The organism is Neorhizobium huautlense (assembly GCF_002968575.1).
In the GTDB taxonomy this organism is placed as follows: Bacteria; Pseudomonadota; Alphaproteobacteria; order Rhizobiales; family Rhizobiaceae; genus Neorhizobium; species Neorhizobium huautlense.
Genome location: NZ_PVBM01000007.1, coordinates 134,109 through 152,328, shown reverse-complemented (window position 1 = coordinate 152,328; position 18,220 = coordinate 134,109). Strand labels below are relative to the sequence as shown.

The following is an 18,220-nucleotide window of genomic DNA, read 5'->3' as shown; positions in this document are numbered from 1 at the left end:
CGTTGTCCGGCCTTTTTTATGTTCACTCGCTCCTACCAGCGCTGGTGCACATGCGGAGCGACGAGCCGCGCATAGATCTCTCTTGCAGCGGTCATCACGTCGTCGGAAATCGCGGCAAGCTCGGCGGCTGCCGCGTTGGCCTTGGCCTGGGCAGCGTTGCGGGCGCCGGGGATCACGACAGTAACCGCTTCGTTCATGAGGATCCATTTGAGTGCGAAAGCTGCCATGGATGCGCCGGCTGGCACGAGCTTGCGAACCCCCTCGACGGCTTCCAGGCCCACCTCGAAGGGCACGCCGGCAAAGGTCTCGCCGACATCGAAAGCTTCGCCATGGCGATTGAAATTGCGGTGGTCATCCTTGGCAAAGGCGGTTTCGCGGCTGATCTTGCCGGAGAGCAGCCCGCTTGCGAGCGGCACGCGCACGATGACGGCAACGTTCTTTCGCTTGGCTTCCTTGAAGAACAGATCGGCCGGGCGCTGCCGGAAGATATTGTAGATGATCTGGATGCTGACGACATCCGGATATTCGATGGCTTTCAGCGCTTCCTCGACCTTTTCGACGCTGACCCCGTAGTTTTTGATCTTGCCGGCGTGGCGAAGGTCGTCGAGGGCGCCGAAGACTTCCGGGCGATAAAGGACTTCCGTCGGCGGGCAGTGGAGCTGCACGAGATCGAGGCAGTCGACTTCAAGATTTTTGAGGCTGCGGTCGATGAAGCTTTCGAGATTGGCCTTGGTATAGCCGTCCGCGACATGCGGGCTAAGCCGGCGGCCAGCCTTGGTCGCGACCATCGGACGGGCACCGCCCCGGGATTTAAGTACGTTTGCGATGATCTTCTCGGAGCGGCCGTCGCCATAGACGTCCGCCGTATCGATGAAGGTGACGCCGGCATCGAGCGCAGCTTCAAGTGCCGCCCTGCCGTCCGCCTCGCTGACATCACCCCAGGAACCACCGATCTGCCAAGCGCCGAAGCCGATCTCGCTGACGTTGAAGGCTGTGCGCCCGAACGAATGGTTTCTCATGATAACCTCCAAAATGGCCTATCCACAGGATATGGCGTCTCAAGCTTTCTTCGTGCCCGGCATTTGCCTAAAACACCTGTTCCTGTCGGGCAATCAAAACAAGCGATTCGATGAGTTCTTTCCGTTTCATCCATTCCGCCGACCTTCATCTTGGCAGTCCGTTTCAGGGGCTGGCGGCAAAGGATGCTGCAATTGCCGAACTTTTTATCGAGGCGAGCCGCAAGGCGTTCTCGGCGCTGGTCGACCAGGCGGTCGAGCGGAAGGTGGATTTTTTCATCGTAGCCGGGGACGTTTATGACGGCGACTGGAAGGACAACAAGATCGGGCTGTTCTTCAACCGCGAAGTGGCGCGGCTGGAGCGCGCCGGAATTCCGGTCTTCCTGCTGAAAGGCAATCATGACGCCGAAAGCGTCATCACCAGGACGATCACGCTGCCGAAGAATGTCAGCGAATTTCCGGTCAACAAGCCCGGCACGTTCCGATTGGAGCAGTTGAAGGTGGCTTTGCATGGCCAGGGTTTTGCCGAACGTTCGGCAAGCGAAAACCTCGCACTTGCCTATCCAAAGCCGGAGCCCGGCTGGTTCAACATCGGCGTATTGCATACCTCGCTCACCGGCCGCGAACCGCATGCGCCTTATGCGCCGTGCTCGGTCGAAGACCTGCGTTCGCGCGGTTACGACTATTGGGCGCTTGGCCATGTCCACGATTTCGAGGTCGTTTCGAGCGATCCGCTGGTGATTTTCCCTGGCAATCTGCAGGGCCGCTCCATCCGCGAACAAGGCGCCAAGGGAGCTGTTCTGGTGACAGTAGAGGATGGCCGCGTCACCCACGAGCGGATCATTACCGATAGCGCCCGTTTCGCTGAACTTGCCGTCGGGATAGAACCCGATGCCGATATCCCGGCAATTCTTCGCCGTATTGAAAATGCACTGGACGACGTTGTCGAGCGCATGGAGGGCAGGCCGCTCGCTCTGCGCATCCGGCTGACCGGCATGAGCCGCTTCCGTCACGAAGTCGTGGCGCGTGCCGAGGATTTCCGGGACGAGGTACAGGCGGCCTGCCACCGCTCTCACGAGGATATCTGGCTGGAAAAGCTCGATATGCGGCTTGAACCGGAAACGAATGGAACAAGGATCGCGACCGATATGCTCGGCCTCGAAGGCCTCATCCCCGTGGCCGGCTTTCCCGCGGAACTGCTCGCCGACGCGAATGCTAAGATCGCTGAGATCACCGCGCGCCTTCCCGGCGGCATCGGTGCGGGCGAATTGGCGCTCGGCGATGACGCCGAAGCGCTGCTAGCGGAGGCTCGCGATCTTCTCCTTGCACGGGCGGCGAGGGATTGATGCGTTTCGACCGCCTCGATATTCTGCGTTACGGCGTGCTGACGGACCGGGTGCTGGCGTTCCGGCCCGACGCCGGGCTTCACGTGATCTACGGGCCGAACGAAGCCGGAAAGTCGTCGGCCCTCTCGGCAATATCGGATCTGCTGTTCGGCTTTCCCAACGCGGCGGAATACAGCTTCCTCCATGATCCGGCGTCATTGCGGGTGGGGGCAAAAATAACTGCGCGCGACGGGGAGACGCTTTCTTTCCGCCGCAGGCGAGGCCGCAAGAACACCCTGCTGGCCGCGAGCGAAGGTGAAGACGCCTTGCCCGAGGATATCTTGGCACGCTTCCTCGGCACGCTCTCGCGCGAAGTCTTCGAACGTGCTTTCGGTCTTGATTCCGCTTCTCTGCGAGCTGGCGGAGAAACGATGCTGAAGAGCGGCGGGGAGATCGGCAGCCTGTTATTTTCCGCTGCCTCGGGGCTCACCGGGCTTTCGGATCTGCGCAGGCAGTTCGAGGCAGAAGCGGACGGTATTTACGCGCCGCGAAAGTCGAAGGACAGGCTCTTCTACCAGGTGCTCGACGCCCACGAAGATGCCCGCAAAGCCGAACGCGACAATGAGCTGAAGTCCGCGGACTGGAAGAAGTTGCTGGCCGAGCAGACCGAGATTGAGGCCGATCTGAAAGCGGTTCAAGCGCAACGGGAGGAAACCAAACGAGCTTTGGATCGATTGCGCAAGCTCATGCGCCTGGAGCCGGTATTACGCGAGATCGATCGTGAACGCGCGCTGCTGGCGCAGTACGAGGCGCTCGAAGGCTTGTCGGCCGACTTCGAAGCGCGGCTTGCACACGCACTCGAGGCCACCCGCAAGAATGTCGAGGCCAGGGATATTGCCGAGGCGGAAGTGGCGCGGCTCAATGATGAGATCAGAGCCATCCAAGTCGATGAAGTGTTGATCGCAGCCGCGCCGACAATAGTTGCCATGCATGCTCAAAAGGGAGCGTATCTCAACGCGAAAGAGGATATCGCCAGGGTCCGGCATGAGGTCGACGGTTTTGACATGCGCCTTTCGCAGGCCGCGCGGCGTCTCGGTTTTGCAGGGCTCGACCTTCTGCAACAGGCCCAGCCGGCCGATGCCGACCTTGCCCGCCTCAGGCGGCTTGCGGATGAAGGGATGGAACTCGATCGCAGCCTGAAGCTGCATCGCCGACAGCTCGAAGATGCGCAGGACGTATTGCGCCGGCTGGAAAGCGATGGGCCGAATGGACGGCTGATCGATCCGAAACCTTGGGCGGACCAGCTTGCGGCGCTACGTCCCGAGCTCGGTGAGCTTTCGGGCATGGACTCTTCGAAAGTGCGTGTCGCGCGGGCAGAATCCGATCTTGCAGCAGCCTGCGACCGCCTCGATCCGCCGGTCAGGGACATTGCCCGCCTTCTTTCCGCGCCACTGCCCGATATAGCGACGCTTACCAAACACCGAGGCGTTGTCGAAGCTGCGAGAGCCGAAAGCATGAAGGCAGCGCAAAAGCTTGCGACGCTGCGCGAGGAAGCGAAGTCCGTCGGTGGCCAGCTTTTGATACTGGAAGGTGAGGGGAGGATCGTCTCCCGGGAGGATATCGCCGCTGCCCGGGCGAGGCGCGACGCACTGATCGACACGTCAGGCGGAAAACCTTCCGCGGATATATTGGGCGAGGTAAAGAGCGCAATCAGGGAGGCCGATAGTCTTTCCGATGTCGCACTCTCGGATGCCGAGCGCGTTTCCCGGCACGCCCAGCTTTCCTTGAGGCGGAGAGATCTCGAAGAGGCCATCGCCTCGGCGGAAATTGCAGCAAGGGAGGCGGAAATTGCAGCATCCGACGCCGTTACGGAATTCGAAGACCTCTTTCACGCAGCCCCCGTTTTGCCCTCCAACCCCGATCGAATGATCGAATGGCGCCGTGCCGTGGATCGGATTCTTGTGCTTTCCGAAACGCTGGACGAGGCAAAGGATGAGTTGGAGACGCTGCGGATCAAGGAAGAGGGGATAAAATCCGCCCTTCTCGCGATCGCCGAGGCGATCGAGCCCGCTTCGACCGCTCTGCCGCCGATTGCTCTTGCCCGCGCGCTCGAGCGTCGGATCGGCGAAATCACCGATCGTTGGAACGAAAGCCGCTCGCGCGAGGGCAAGCGTCATTCCGCTCAGGAGGCGCTCGACAAGATGGAGGAACGAGAGGCCGAATTGCGCCGTGATATCCAGCGCTGGCGCGCCGATTTCGCCAACGCCGCCGTTCTCGCGGGGCTTTCCGAGGACGCGACGGTGGATATGGCTTCAGCAGCACTCGAGGTGTGGCGAACGGTCCCCGATCTTTTGTCGGAACGGGAAAACCGCGACCGCCGCGTGCGCGGAATGGCGCGTGATATGGAGAATTTCGAAGCCGAGGTAAGAGCAATTTGCAGTGACGTCGCGCCGGATCTGGCCGGTTTGCCTGCAGATGTCGCAGCCGGTCTGATGAACGAGCGCGCAATGGCCGCCAAGGCGGAGGAGAACCAGCGGCAGACATTGTCGGCGGCGCTGCAGCGTGCCGAACTGGCGTTTGCTCGGCTTTCCGAGGAAATGAGCGATCGTCAGTCGGAACTGGAAGAATTGGCCGCATTGGCATCGAAATCAGTTTCCGATCTCCAGACCGTGCTTGAAGACCTGCGGCAGCGCAGCCGCATCGAAGCGGATCTTCGCCAGTGTCGCGCCCGGTTTTTCGAGCAGGCGGACGGTTCCGACGAGGATGAGGTGCGCGCCGCGCTTGTTGCGTTCGACCGGATAGCGGCGGGGCTCGAAATCGAAAATCTAGACGCGGAGGACAATCGGCAGGTCGATCGCATTTCCGTCCTGCGAACTGCCGAGGCCGACAACATTCGTCGCCGCCGGGAGCTGGAAACAGGCATCGGCGCCGAGCGCGCGGTTTTCCAGAAGCTCGCCGCCGAGCAGGAGGCGAAGGAGCTCGCGCGGCGCTGGGTGGTGCTGAAGCTCGCGTCAAGCCTGCTTGCAAATTCGATGGAAGCCTATCGGGAACGGCAGGCCGATCCGGTGATGAAGCGGGCCGGTCGGATTTTCGCCGATCTGACCGGCGGGCGCTTTTCCCGCCTGGTGCAGGTTTACGATGAGAAAGACGAATTGCAGCTTGCCGTGGAGCGCAGGACGGGCGAGCAGGTGCCGCTTCCGGGGTTGAGCGAAGGGACTGGCGATCAGCTATATCTAGCGTTGCGCCTCGCATTCCTGGAGGACTATTGCGGCCGCAACGAACCGGTACCGCTGATCCTCGATGATATTTTCCAGACATTCGACGACGAGCGCACGGCAGCCGGCATTCGGGTGTTGGCGGAAGGGGGCAAGATCTTCCAGACGGTGCTCTTCACGCATCAGACGAGCCTGGTAGACATTGCCCGACGGGAAATCGGCGATCGACTGGATCTCATTCAGTTGGAAAGGCTCTAGGATGCGGGCAGGGCCTTAGACGGTCCGGTCAAGGCCAGACAACCAATCGGCATTCGATGGATCGGTCTGAACCACTTATCCGGCGAGGGAAGTGCCGGTTCGCCGCAGGCGATTTTCGGCGGCCGCGGCAGAATAAGCAGGTTGTGGCGCCGATCGTCCATCATTTCCCGGGTGAATGTCAGTCGGTAGTTTTCGAGCACCGACGTGAAGTCTTCGCGCCTTGAAATCTTGTCTTCTAGGTAACTTCGCGTTTCCGCCGTCATCGGAATGCCAAAGCGATTGATGGTGGCCATGGCTTCGTCGGCAATAGCGCGTTCCACGAGCGGATCGATCAAGCTGAGCTTCACGCGAAAGCTATGAAGCGTGTCGGGCAAGCTGCCTCTGGCCTGAACAAAAATGGAGGCAGGTTCCGTTGCCGTTCCGAAGCTCTCAAAGAACAGGCACTCCCAATCGTCCTTGGTACTTCTGAATTCGGGAGCGGCATTTCGCTCCTCGCCCAACCGATCGCAGCGCTCCTCGGAGGAAAATGACACGCTGTTTTCGAAGACGGCCTTCCGTTCCAGCCTGGCCCTCAGCAGCCAGGATGGATAGCGGCCGGCAGGCCGAACCTGCCGTTGTCGGTCGACACGCAGATCCCGCGGCGCAGGAAGAAGGTATTCTTCCAATCCGAATTCGCGAACCATGCGCTTGTAGTTTCGTCCATCGTTGACCAGGAGTACCGTTGCCGCGAGTGCCGCCAGAACCACCACCAAGAATACGCCGAAGACAATGGCGGCCGAGCGCTGCTTTCGGCGCTGATCGGCAGGTGTCACGATATTTGCCTCGGCCTCTTTCGGCATCAACCTCATTTCCGACCGATGGATATCCCTTCGATGGTCAAGGCGCATAACACATTGCCGAGCCGCCCGGAACAGTTTCTCCCGGCCCGGTCGAACTTGAGGTCATGAAGCTGTTTCGTACCAAAGATGTCGATCTTAAATGCCGGCTTCACAGGCTCTGCATTAACCAAACCACTTAAAAGGCATTTAACTCAACTTGTTTAGGTTCGAGCTCGGATATTAGGTTGTATGCGACTATGGCCTTAAAAGCGCACAGAAATTTTATTTTGGGTAACCGTTAGGAATCCTTCTTGTTGTTCGGTGCTCGCTGTGCTTTTCAGGGGCAGTCGGATTCATGGAAGATGTGTGGTGCTGAATCGTCGGCAGACGCCATCGGTGCTGACTTGGAGTGTCGGAATTTGGTTCGAGTGACTGCGATCATGATCTGTGCGGTTCTGGCTGGTTGCCAGAGCGTACCTGGCGAGGGTCCTTTGGCTTCCGCAATCAACGCCGATAGCGGCCGGTCAGGACCCGAAATTGGGCGCCCGAACGCAGCCGTGTTCGAGGTTGTTGATGTAGATGGCCGTTCGGCGCGTCTGGTATCCGACTATGTATCGACGGCTTTGAAAAGACGCTTCGGTTTTGGCGGCGGCGGGGCTGGCAGAGCTGTTATCGGCGTCGGCGACCAGCTGAAGGTGACCATCTTCGAAGCCGGCGCGGACGGTCTGTTCTCCACCAGTGAATCGAAGCAGACGAGCCTTGATGTCGTCGTGCAGCCCGATGGAACTGCGGCTATCCCCTATGTCGGTTCCGTACGTTTCGTGGGTAAGACCCTTGAGGAGGCACGCCAGGCAATCTTGGCCGCTTTGGCAAGCAAAGCTGTCGAGCCGGATGTCATCGTATCCAGCCTCAATACGCCGTCGAGAAGTGTAAGCGTATCGGGAGCTGTCGCCAAATCGGCCCAAATTCCCCTCAATCTTACCGGTGAGCAGATCACTGACGTGATCGCCAAGGCGGGCGGTCCGGTCGCCCAGCCCTACGAAAGCTATGTGACGCTCGTACGTGGCAAACGCACCGGCACCGTCTTGCTGAAGTCGGTCATCGACAACCCATCGGAGAATATCTACGTCCAGCCAGGTGACCAGGTTTTTGTCACGCGCGATCCGCGCACATTCACCTTGCTGGGCGCGATCAAGGGCAATGCCCGTGTTGAATTTGGAGCCAATGACCTCAACCTGCTTGAGGCGGTTGCGCTTGGCGGCGGCGGCAACGACAATGCCGTCGACACGGAAGGATACTTCCTTTTCCGTTACGAGGAACCCGACGTGGTCCTCGGCCTGATCGGTCGGCAGCGCTTCGACGAGCTCGTCCGCAAAGGCATGAAGCCGAACAAGGATGGGCGCTATCCGATCGTTTATCGCTTCAATATGAGAAATCCGGATAGCCTCGTCGTTGGGCAAACATTCCCGGTCAAAAGCCGCGACGTGATCTATGCCGCACGGCATATGTCTGTCGACTTCGCCAAATTCCTGGGGATCGTTGGAGCACCATTGGGAGTTGCAGCGCAAGGCGCGGGGGCGGCCTACAATATTCAGCGTATAGGCAACTAAAACCTCTCGCCGCCAGGGCGCTGTACTTGAAATCAAGCTAGATTGTCCGGGTTGGTGCGATGCTGGGCATGCATGCCGCGAAGAAGTTTGCGGCATCTTAGCTCCGTTAGGTGTCGACCGTACCAGATTTTTGAGTGACAACTTTCGATAAGTATGTTGTTAGAGGGATCCGGCGAATAAGGGTGTTAAACGGTTCGCTAGGACTAGACGTAACAAAATTCGAGTGACCATGACGATCGAAATCATCGGCAGGGCCAGTGTTGCCCCAGGCGCAAATTCTGTAGATGACTTGCAGAAGGTTCTGAGCGAAGGGCGCTGCACGATCACTCAGATACCAGCCGATCGATGGGATCGGGCTCGTTTCTGGCATCCGGGACAGGGTGTGCCCGGCAAGACCTACACCTTCGCCGCGGGTGTTCTCGACGACATCTACGCTTTCGATCCGGTAGCTTTCGGCCTGTCGCAGCGCGAAGCGATGCAGATGGACCCGCAGCAGCGTATTCTCCTCAATCTGGTCTGGCAGGCGCTTGAAGACGCCAATCTGCCGGCAAGCAAGCTCACGGACGAGCGCGTCGGCGTCTATATCGGCGCATCGAGCCTTGAAAGCGGAAACCTGCTCTCCGAAGATCCAGCCGCGGGCAGCCCGTATTTCATGACGGGCAATACGCTGTCGATCGTTTCCAATCGCATTTCGCACATCTTCGGCCTGAAGGGGCCGAGTATGACGATCGACACGGCCTGTTCTTCATCGCTGGTCGCGCTGGATCAGGCGGTGGCGGCCTTGGAAAAAGGCGATATCGATACCGCAATCGTCGGCGGCATAAATCTGCTCGTTCATCCGCTGTCGTTCGTGGGTTTTGCCCAGGCGCGCATGCTTTCTCCGGAAGGGCTTTGCCGAGCCTATGACACCAATGGCCACGGCTACGTGCGCTCTGAAGGCGGTGTTGCGATTGTCCTTCGCCGCACAGACAAGGCAAGGCGGGAGCGGGACCGGAGTTACGCTACGCTCCATGCCGTGGCGGTCAATTCCTCCGGTCGCACGAATTTCATCAGTTTGCCTTCGCGCGAAGCCCAGGCGGCGCTTTTGCAATCGATCTACGAAGACAGTGCCATCGATGTGAACCGCATCGCATTTATCGAAGGCCACGGTACGGGCACGCGCGTCGGGGATCCGGCCGAGGTCTGGGCGATTGGAACCGTCATCGGCAAGCGGCGGCGCGCGCCGGTGCCACTCGGTTCGATCAAGACGAACATTGGTCACACCGAGCCGGCTTCCGGTCTGTTCGGTCTGCTGAAGGCGATGATTGCGCTTCAGAACAATTTCCTGCCGGCTTCCCTTCATATCGAAAAGGTCAACGAAGATATCGACTTCGAGGCCTTGAATGTTCGGGTGAATACCTCCGCGGTGAAACTGTTGCCCGCTAAGGAAATCCGCTTTGCGGGCATAAATTCGTTCGGTTTTGGCGGGACGAATGCGCATGTGGTGATCAGCGATCCGGAGCGGCTGGCGCCGCTCGACCCGCCGAAGGGCGAAAGCTCCCTGTTTGTTGCGAGTGCCCACACGACGTCTGCTCTGTCGCAACTTCTTGAGGACTACCGCGAGCGCCTCGCTGCCGCGGCGCCGGATCACGCTCGCTGCGTGATTAGTGCGACGGCGGCCAACCGCGAGACGCTTCGCCATCGCTTTGCCGTGGAGGCCAAGGATACTGACGGCGTGTTGCGGGCAATCGAGGCCCACCTGGCCGGAGAAACCTCCCAGGGAGAACGCGGCGAGGCTCCGTCTCAAGCCGCGAAAATCGCTTTTGTCTTTTCCGGGAACGGCGCTCAATGGGCCGGAATGGGTGTCGAGGCCTATCAGGAAAACCAGCATTTCCGCCAATGTTTCCAGTCGTTCAGCGCCCTCTTCGAATATCATCTCGGCGAAAAGCTCACGGATTTGCTCGTTTCCCCGGACCTGGCTCTTAGGCTCGGTGACACAAAAATTGCCCAGCCCCTGCTTTTTGCAGTGCAAGCAGCACTTTCCGATTGCCTGGTCGCACTAGGCGTCAAACCGGAAGCCGTGTTTGGTCACTCGGTGGGCGAGATCGCGGCGGCCTACGCTGCAAAGGCGCTTACGGCGGCCGAGGCCGTTGCGATCGTGGCGAAGCGGTCGAGGTATCAGGATCTCTTTGCAGGCCAGGGCAAGATGGCGGCTGTCGTCTTGAACGACGAGGCTGCGCTTGCCTTTGCCAGATCGCATGGTCTTGACAATGTCTGTGTCGCTGCGATCAATGCTCCGAATTCGGTGACCATCTCCGGCCCCACGGAGGAAATCCAGGCCTTTCGCGACGCCGCCCGAAAGGCGCAGATCGTCGCGCATGTCCTGGACATCAATTATCCCTTCCATCACCCGATCATCGACAGCGCCAAGGAAGCCTTTCTTGCCGACCTGCCGCAGATCGAACCGGAGACCGGCGTCTACACCTATGTCTCGACGGTGACTGGCACGATTCAGGATGGCCGTGGATTGGATGCCGAATACTGGTGGCACAATGTTCGCGAACCAGTCCTCTTCAAAGCCGCCGTTGAGGCCGCATTGGAGATGGGCTGCAACCTGTTCATCGAGATTTCTCCCAGGTCGATCCTTTCGAATTACGTCAGCGATATCGCAAAGAGCCAATCAGCGCAGGCCGTGGTGACGGCGACACTGCAGCGCGAGACACCGATGCCGGGCAGGGACCCGGTGGCGCAGTCTTTCGCCCGTGCTGTCGCCAACGGCGCATCGCCGCTTCTGTCTCGCCATAGCGGAAAGCGCAACGCCTCCGTCGATTTGCCGACCCTGCCGTTCGAACCGATGGATCTGAGGACGCCAGCGACAAGCGACGAAATCGATCTCTTCGGCCGCAACGCCAGCCAACCCTACACTCTTCTGGGCTGGCGTAGTGATCCCAACGCCTCCCATTGGAAGAACCACATCGATTCCCGGCTCTTTCCCGATCTCGCCGAGCATGTGGTGGATTCGCGTCCGATCCTGCCCGGCAGCGGCTTCATCGAAATCGCGGTGACGGCAGCGCAACGCTATTACGGCACGGATTCAGCCGAGATTTCCAACCTTGAAATTGTTCGGCCGCTGGAATTGCGTCAAGACCGGGTCGTGGAACTGTCGACGTTGCTATCGCCGGAGACCGGCGATATCGAAATCCGGTCCCGCGAGCGGCTCAGCAATGATGACTGGACCGTGCATGCAATTGCCCGTAGCCGTCACTCAATCGGTTTTGAAGCCGACAAGCCGATGAACCGGCCTGCGGGCGAAGAGGGTAAGCTTGTAACATCGGATCTGGCCTACGGGACAGCGGAGCGTTTCGGGCTTCAATATGGTCCTCGGTTCCAGCTTCTTTCCAGCGCAGAGGCGTTTGGGCGCACGTTTATCGAGGTTAATCTGAAACAGGCCGGCAAGCCGGCTCATCCCTTCGTGGAATATAACCTCAACCCCTTTTCGGTGGACGCCGCCTTCCACGGCCTGGTGGCGCTGTTCGACCAGCTTTCGGGCAATGAAGGGGGAGCCCCCTATATCCCCGTCCGCTTCGGCTCGATCCGGGTGACGGGCAAAAAGGCTCCGATCGCCAAGGCATTGATCGAAATCGAACGCTTTAGCGGCTTCTCCATCAAGGTCCGCTTTCAGATGCTGGACGCATCCGGCAATACCGTAGCAAGCTTTGATGACTGCCGCTTCCGCCGTACGTCGCTGCGCCGTCATCATACTTTGGCTTCCGTGGCGTTCCACTATGAAACGGTACCGGCTTCGCTTCCTCTGTCGGTAAGAGAGCTGGGCCCTGGCGTTGCCGCAGCATTTGGCAATTTTCCAGCTGGCACGACCGACAACGCGACACTGCTTCTCGATGCCGCGATCTATAGAGCCTGTCATGAAATCGCGGCGACGCTGGCAGATCACCGAGGCATCGTTTCGGCAAGACGTCTGCCGGCAGATACGCTGCTTCGTTCGTTCCTGACCAACTGCTTGTTCATTCTCGAGGACGCAGGCATTGCGACGGCGGATGAAGGTGAGTGGCACATCCCGAAAGAGTTCACGCTGCCGCCGGTGAGCGAAATCCTGCAGGAGGCATGCCGGGAAAACGCGGGTCGCGTGGCAGAGGCGGTTCTCGTCAATGACGCCTACAGAGCGATAATTGAGCGTCTGTCCGTAACTGCACTGCGCGATGACGCCGAACAGGCCGGATGGATCGATGCCGTCAGTGAAGCGACGCTGGATCACGTCCTCGTTCATTCGCCTCTGGCGGAACGACGGCTCTCGACTATTCTCGAGGCTGTCGAGCGCGTTCTTGTTGCCGGCAAGGGTCGTATTCGTCACGTTCTGGAGGTTGGCACAGCGTCTGTTGCCTTCAGCCGCCGTCTGGCAGCCGTCGTCGCGCAGAACGGCGCCTCGCTGATCATCGCCGAGCCGCGCGAGAGCGTCCGCCGCACGCTGGAAATTGCCTTCGAACAGGATGTCCATATCGTCCTGCCGGAAATTGAGAAACTGGCGGGGCATCCCGTTGTCGACTTGATCGTGTCCGCAGGCACGCAAAGTCAGCCTCTCTTGTCGAGCCACGAAGGGGTGCGGGCGGCGATCCGTGCCGCCTCTGAGCGGGGTGCTGCTCTCGTTTTTGCCGATCGCGCTCCGTCTGCGTTCAACGACTTCGTATTCGGTCAGTCGGAGGGTTGGTTCGCAGGCAGCCAATCTTCGGATTTCCCTGTTGGTCAGCTTGGCACCTCGCGTCAGATAGAGGACATGATCGCCACCTTGGGCTTTGAAAAGCCGCAGGTGGAGGAGCGGACCTATCCGGAAGGGGCGCTGATCCTGGCATCGGCCGAGACGCATGGTACTGCGCAGCAGCCGGTCGCAGGTGGCCATATCGGCTCCATATTGGTGCTCAACGAATCTCTCGACCGAGCCGTTGCTGTTGGCGAGGCGAAGATCGAGGTGCTTGATATCGAGGCCGACGGAGCGGCGCTCGCTGAAGCCTTTGCGCGAGCCGACGGACAACAGCTCCGTCTGCTCTACGCTGCCGAGCGTAAGGGGACGCGTGACGTCTCTGTGCTGGAGCAGGATCGCCTGCGCCGGCTGGGCCTTCTGGCAGAGGCGTTGTCGGTCCATCTTCGGAATGCCGCTGCGACAGCCGAAAAACCACAGCTACTCATCCTGGCTCCTGGCGGATCACCTCTGGCAGCGGAGCGTACCGATGAAGCCAATGCCGGCCTTTGGGCATTCGCCCGCGTCCTGCAGAACGAATACGACACCTTCGACGTCCATCTTCTGGATGCCGAAACCGAGGGCGCCGTCACGTCTTCAGTTCTGAGCCAAGTGTTTTCCGCGTCGACGGCCAATCGCGAGTGGATGCTGGTCGATGACCGCCTCCGTGAAGTTCGCGCCGCAGTCGGTCCGTTCCCGTCTGCCGATGTAATGGTTTCCGATTATTCCGCGGCGACCATCCGACAGCTCGTCAGCGGCCGCGTGGACAGTATCGCCTGGGAAGAGTGCGATCTGCCAAGAGCGGATAAGGATGAGGTTGTGATCGCGGTTGAGGCGACCGGCCTCAACTTCCGCGATGTCATGTGGGCCATGGGCCTTCTGCCTGAGGAAGCGCTGGAGGACGGTTTTGCCGGCGCTACAATCGGCATGGAACTCGCCGGGCGCGTGATCGAAGTGGGGCCCGCTGTAACCGATCTCAAGCCCGGCGACCGGGTCATGGGCATCGCGCCGGCGGCCTTCTCCACGCATGTTCGCGTTCGCCGCGACGGCGTGACAAAATTACCCGAGCGGATGGACTTTGCCGCAGCGGCAACGGTCCCGGTTGCGTTCCTAACGGCCTATTATGCGATGGTGCATCTTGGTCATATCGAAAAGGGCGAGACAATCCTAATCCATGGCGCCGCGGGCGGGGTCGGGCTTGCGGCGCTGCAGATCGCCAAATTGAAGGGCGCAACCGTGATCGCCACTGCCGGTACGGTAGAGAAACGGCGCTTCCTGGAGGCGCTCGGAGCAGATCACATTTTCGATTCGCGGTCGCTGGATTTTGTGACCCATATCCGCAGCATTACCAACGGCGAGGGCGTCGATCTTGTCCTGAATTCGCTCTTCTCCGAGGCCATGGAGCGAAGCATCGAACTGGTGAAGCCATTCGGCCGTTTCCTCGAACTCGGCAAACGCGATTATTATTCCGATCGAAAGATCGGGCTTCGGCCGTTCCGGCGCAATATCAGTTACTTCGGGATCGACGCGGATCAACTTCTCGTCAACCTGCCGGCAGTGACCAAGAAGATCTTTGCTGAAATTGGGCGCCTGTTTGCCGATGGGAAGCTGACGCCGCTTCCCTATCGCGCCTTCGGCCACGACGAGATCGGGACCGCGTTCCGTCTGATGCAGAATGCCGGTCACATCGGCAAGATCGTTGTTCGACCGCCGGTTTCGGGCAAACACAACGTGCTTACCGCTGCAGGGAAGCCCTTACGGTTCTCGGCCGAGGGCATTTTCCTGGTTGCGGGAGGCATCGGTGGGTTCGGCTTGTCGGCGGCAGACTGGCTGGTGGCCAAGGGTGCTCGACGTATCGCGCTCTGCTCGCGCCGCGGCGTGGCGGACGAGGAGACGACGGCGGCGATTGCAGAATGGCAAAAGAAGGGTGTCCACACGACCGTTCATCCCTGCGACATCACGGACGAAGCGGCAACCGCTTCGCTGCTTGAGCTTCTACGCTCCGAAGCGCCGCTGAAGGGCGTTATTCATGCGGCCATGGTGCTGGATGACGCATTGCTCTCGAATCTGACGCCCGAACGGAACAAACCGGTCGTAGACGTGAAGGTCAGGGGTGCCGAAGTCCTGCACCGCTTGACCTCCAAGGATGCTCTGGAACTCTTCCTGCTCTTCTCCTCCGCAACGACGATGATCGGCAATCCCGGTCAGGCAAACTACGTTATTGCCAATGGCTACTTGGAGGGCCTTGCGCGCAAGCGGCGGGCTGCAGGCCTGCCGGCGCTCGCTGTCGGCTTCGGCGCAATCGCGGACACCGGCTTCCTTGCTCGCAACGCTGAAGTCAACGAGATACTTGCCAAGCGCATCGGCAAGACGGCGATGAAGGCGCGTGAGGCGCTGGAGCAGGTCGAGCGTTATATCGTGGCGGATACCGGACGTATCGACGCCGCAGCCGTCATGATCGCGGAACTCGACTGGAATGCAATCCGCATGTTGCCGATTGCTAAGGGTGCGATCTTCGAGACGATTGTCCGCCAGGCAGGCAGCGGCAATGCTGTTGCCGACGGCGATACCGTCGATCTGGAGGAACTGATCCACGGCAAATCTGCGGAAGAGGCGCAGCAGATTCTTCACAAATTCGTTGCCGGTGAGATTGCGGCGATCCTTAGGGTAACCGAAGATACGATCACACCTGACAAGGTGCTCAAGGACATCGGCCTCGACAGCTTGATGGCCATGGAACTCGGCATGGGCTTCCAACAGAAGACCGGATTCGATATTCCCTTGAGCGGCGTTGGGGACGACACGACCGTCGGTGATGTCGTCACGCGCTTGCGTGAACGTGTATCGAAACACAATGACGAGGCGGAAGATGCGGCTGAGCCTCAAAATGAGGTGGTTGACCGGCTGGTGAAGAGCCACTCCACCACCCAGCCGCAGAAAGCAGCGACGCAGTGATGAAAAAAGGTCCGGACGACGAAATCTCCGCCGGCCTCGGCGTGGAGGGAAAGCGCGGCCTGCTGGACAAGATGCGTCAGGCGAGCGAAACGTCCGGCCGCAACCGCGCGGCCCGGCTGAGCCGGCAGCCCGCGCCGCAAGTCCGCCAGGTACTACGCTTTGACGAGCTGCCGGAATATCAGCGCGTGCATGTCCAGCGGATGGCAGGCGAAATGATCGGCGTTGCCAATCCTTTCTACCGTTCGCATGACAAGGCAGCCGGCGCCACCACGGAAATCGGCGGACGCGAATTCATCAATTTCGCATCCTACGACTATCTGGCGACCAATACCGATCCGCAGACGATGGAACGGGCCAAAGCGGCCATCGACCGCTTTGGCATTTCGGCCTCGGCAAGCCGCCTGGTCGCCGGCGAGCGACCGGTGCATACCGACCTGGAGGCCGATCTTGCCTCCGTATACGGCGTTGATGCCGCCGTCTGTTTCGTGAGCGGGTATCTTACCAATGTTGCCGCGATCAGCTGTCTCATGGGGCCGTTGGACCTGGTGATCCACGACGAGTTCATTCACAACAGCGCATTGGCAGGCATCAAGCAATCCGGTGCGACGCGGCGCCTTTTCCGCCATAACGATATGGATAATCTGGAATTTGTGCTCCGGACGCTGTCCGCTGATTTCCGGCGCATCCTGGTTATCGTTGAAGGCGTCTATTCCATGGACGGCGATGTTGCCGATCTGCCGGCACTGATGGAATTGCGGTCCCGTTACGGTTTCTGGCTGATGGTGGACGAGGCCCATGCACTCGGCGTGCTGGGCAAGACAGGGCGGGGTACTTTCGAGCATTTCGGCACCGATCCCCGCGATGTCGATATCTGGATGGGAACGCTCTCCAAGACGACATCGAGCTGTGGCGGATACATTGCCGGCTCGCAGGCACTTGTCGACGTCCTAAAAGCCGAGGCAGGCGGGTTCGTCTACAGCGTCGGGCTGGCGCCCGTTCTTGCCGCGGCAGCCCGCTCTGGTCTGCACATTCTGCGCACCGAGCCGGAACGCACAGAGAGACTGCATCGAAACGGCGCGCTGTTTCTCAAATGCGCCAGGGAGGCGGGCCTCGATACCGGCCTCAGCCTAGGTTACTCCGTCGTGCCCGTCATCGTGGGTGATTCCCTTCGCGCCGTGCAGCTTTCCAATGAACTGCTGGAGCAGGGGATCAACGTGTTGCCGATTATCCATCCCGCGGTGCCGGAGGGTATGGCAAGGCTCCGGTTTTTCATCACCTGCGATCACACCGAAGACCAGATCCGCCATTCGGTGGAGGTTACGGCCCGCAGGCTCAAGGATCTGAAGGATCGCAATTTCGGTCTGGCGTCGCTTGATATGGACAAGGTGATGAAGCTTTCGCCGCTGTTTCAGGCCACTGGTGAAGCTTAGGCCGCGCTGATACTTATCCATACAATAGCGCTGGGTGTCTCGGCGGCGCCGGACGAGAGGGTTCATGCACGTCATCGTTACTGGTGGATCGAGCGGCATCGGGCTCGATGTCGCACGGCTCTATGCAGCCCGCGGCGCACGTCTGACGCTCATCGCCCGAGATCCGGCGAGACTTGAACTGGCCAGGCAGGAGCTGCTTTCAACTAACGAAATGTCGGAGACGGATGTCTACATCGCCACGGCCGATGTAGGCGTCGAGAACGAGGTCTTAAGCGCAATCAGCTCCGCCGAGGCGACGCTAGGCCCGTGCGACGTGTTGGTCGCATCGGCAGGTGTCGTTGAACCAGGACGATTCGAAGCGCTTTCCAGCGCCGCTTTTACCGAACAGGTGACGGTCAATCTCCTGGGCGTTGTCAGCGCAGTCCGTGCCGTTTATCCGGAAATGAAGCGGCGCGGACAGGGGCGCATCATGGTTGTCTCGTCCGGTGCAGCGCTCATCGGTCTTTATGGTTACACGGCCTATTGCGCCTCCAAATCCGCACTGGTTGGTTTTGTCGAAGCCCTTGCATCTGAGGCGGCGGGATCGGGCATCTGCGTCTCGATCTGCTTTCCTCCCGACACGTTCACGCCGCAGTTCGAGCGGGAATTGGCCAAACGCCCCGCCGAGGCGCAACTGCTGATGGGCAAAGCTCTGCCCTGGACCGCAAAGGCCGTTGCGGAGCGTATTGTCGATGGCATCGATCGGCGCAGGTCCAAGGTCTATTTCGGGTTCTCGATCACCGCCCTCGGCTTCTTCGGTTCTCTGATCAAGCCGTTTCTGCTGTGGTGGTATCAGCGCCGGCTGATGTGATGATTTAATCTCTC

General features: G+C 59.9%; 8 protein-coding genes. 6 read left to right on the top strand and 2 right to left on the bottom strand.

Translation table 11 applies throughout. The features are described from left to right. Nucleotides 1-32 precede the first annotated feature (32 nt). Nucleotides 33-1,019 carry an aldo/keto reductase gene (locus tag C5L12_RS10440; protein WP_105371977.1) on the bottom strand — a complete coding sequence of 329 codons (987 nt, stop codon included), beginning with the start codon at nucleotides 1,017-1,019 and terminating at the stop codon, nucleotides 33-35. A 110-nt stretch (nucleotides 1,020-1,129) separates the two neighbouring features. Between C5L12_RS10440 and C5L12_RS10435 the strand changes: the two genes are divergently transcribed. After that, entirely contained in the window at nucleotides 1,130-2,362 is a 1,233-nt protein-coding gene (locus C5L12_RS10435; RefSeq protein ID WP_105371976.1) for a metallophosphoesterase family protein, read from the top strand. Continuing rightward, on the top strand, nucleotides 2,362-5,814 hold the full coding sequence (locus C5L12_RS10430; protein ID WP_105371975.1) for a YhaN family protein: 3,453 nt from the start codon (nucleotides 2,362-2,364) through the stop codon (nucleotides 5,812-5,814). Before C5L12_RS10435 ends, C5L12_RS10430 begins: the two co-directional genes overlap by 1 nt. On the opposite strand, the gene C5L12_RS10425 is transcribed toward C5L12_RS10430, so the two are convergent. Beyond that, entirely contained in the window at nucleotides 5,811-6,653 is an 843-nt protein-coding gene (locus C5L12_RS10425; RefSeq protein WP_157949029.1) for a DUF6030 family protein, read from the bottom strand. The genes C5L12_RS10430 and C5L12_RS10425 overlap by 4 nt on opposite strands. Before the next feature lie 419 nt (nucleotides 6,654-7,072). On the opposite strand from C5L12_RS10425, the gene C5L12_RS10420 reads away from it, so the two are divergent. The 4 genes from C5L12_RS10420 to C5L12_RS10405 all read left to right on the top strand — a co-directional run bounded on the left by C5L12_RS10420 (nucleotide 7,073) and on the right by C5L12_RS10405 (nucleotide 18,206). Then, on the top strand, nucleotides 7,073-8,242 hold the full coding sequence (locus tag C5L12_RS10420) for a polysaccharide biosynthesis/export family protein (RefSeq protein ID WP_425350776.1): 1,170 nt from the start codon (nucleotides 7,073-7,075) through the stop codon (nucleotides 8,240-8,242). A gap of 229 nt (nucleotides 8,243-8,471) precedes the next feature. Continuing rightward, a complete protein-coding gene (locus tag C5L12_RS10415) occupies nucleotides 8,472-15,926 on the top strand; it encodes a type I polyketide synthase (RefSeq protein WP_105371972.1) in 7,455 nt (2,484 codons plus the stop codon). After that, nucleotides 15,926-17,356 carry an aminotransferase class I/II-fold pyridoxal phosphate-dependent enzyme gene (locus C5L12_RS10410; protein ID WP_105371971.1) on the top strand — a complete coding sequence of 477 codons (1,431 nt, stop codon included), beginning with the start codon at nucleotides 15,926-15,928 and terminating at the stop codon, nucleotides 17,354-17,356. The genes C5L12_RS10415 and C5L12_RS10410 overlap by 1 nt, the downstream gene beginning before the upstream one ends. 64 nt (nucleotides 17,357-17,420) lie before the next feature. Further along, nucleotides 17,421-18,206, top strand: a complete 786-nt coding sequence (locus C5L12_RS10405; RefSeq protein WP_105371970.1) for an SDR family oxidoreductase — start codon at nucleotides 17,421-17,423, stop codon at nucleotides 18,204-18,206. Nucleotides 18,207-18,220: the final 14 nt, after the last annotated feature.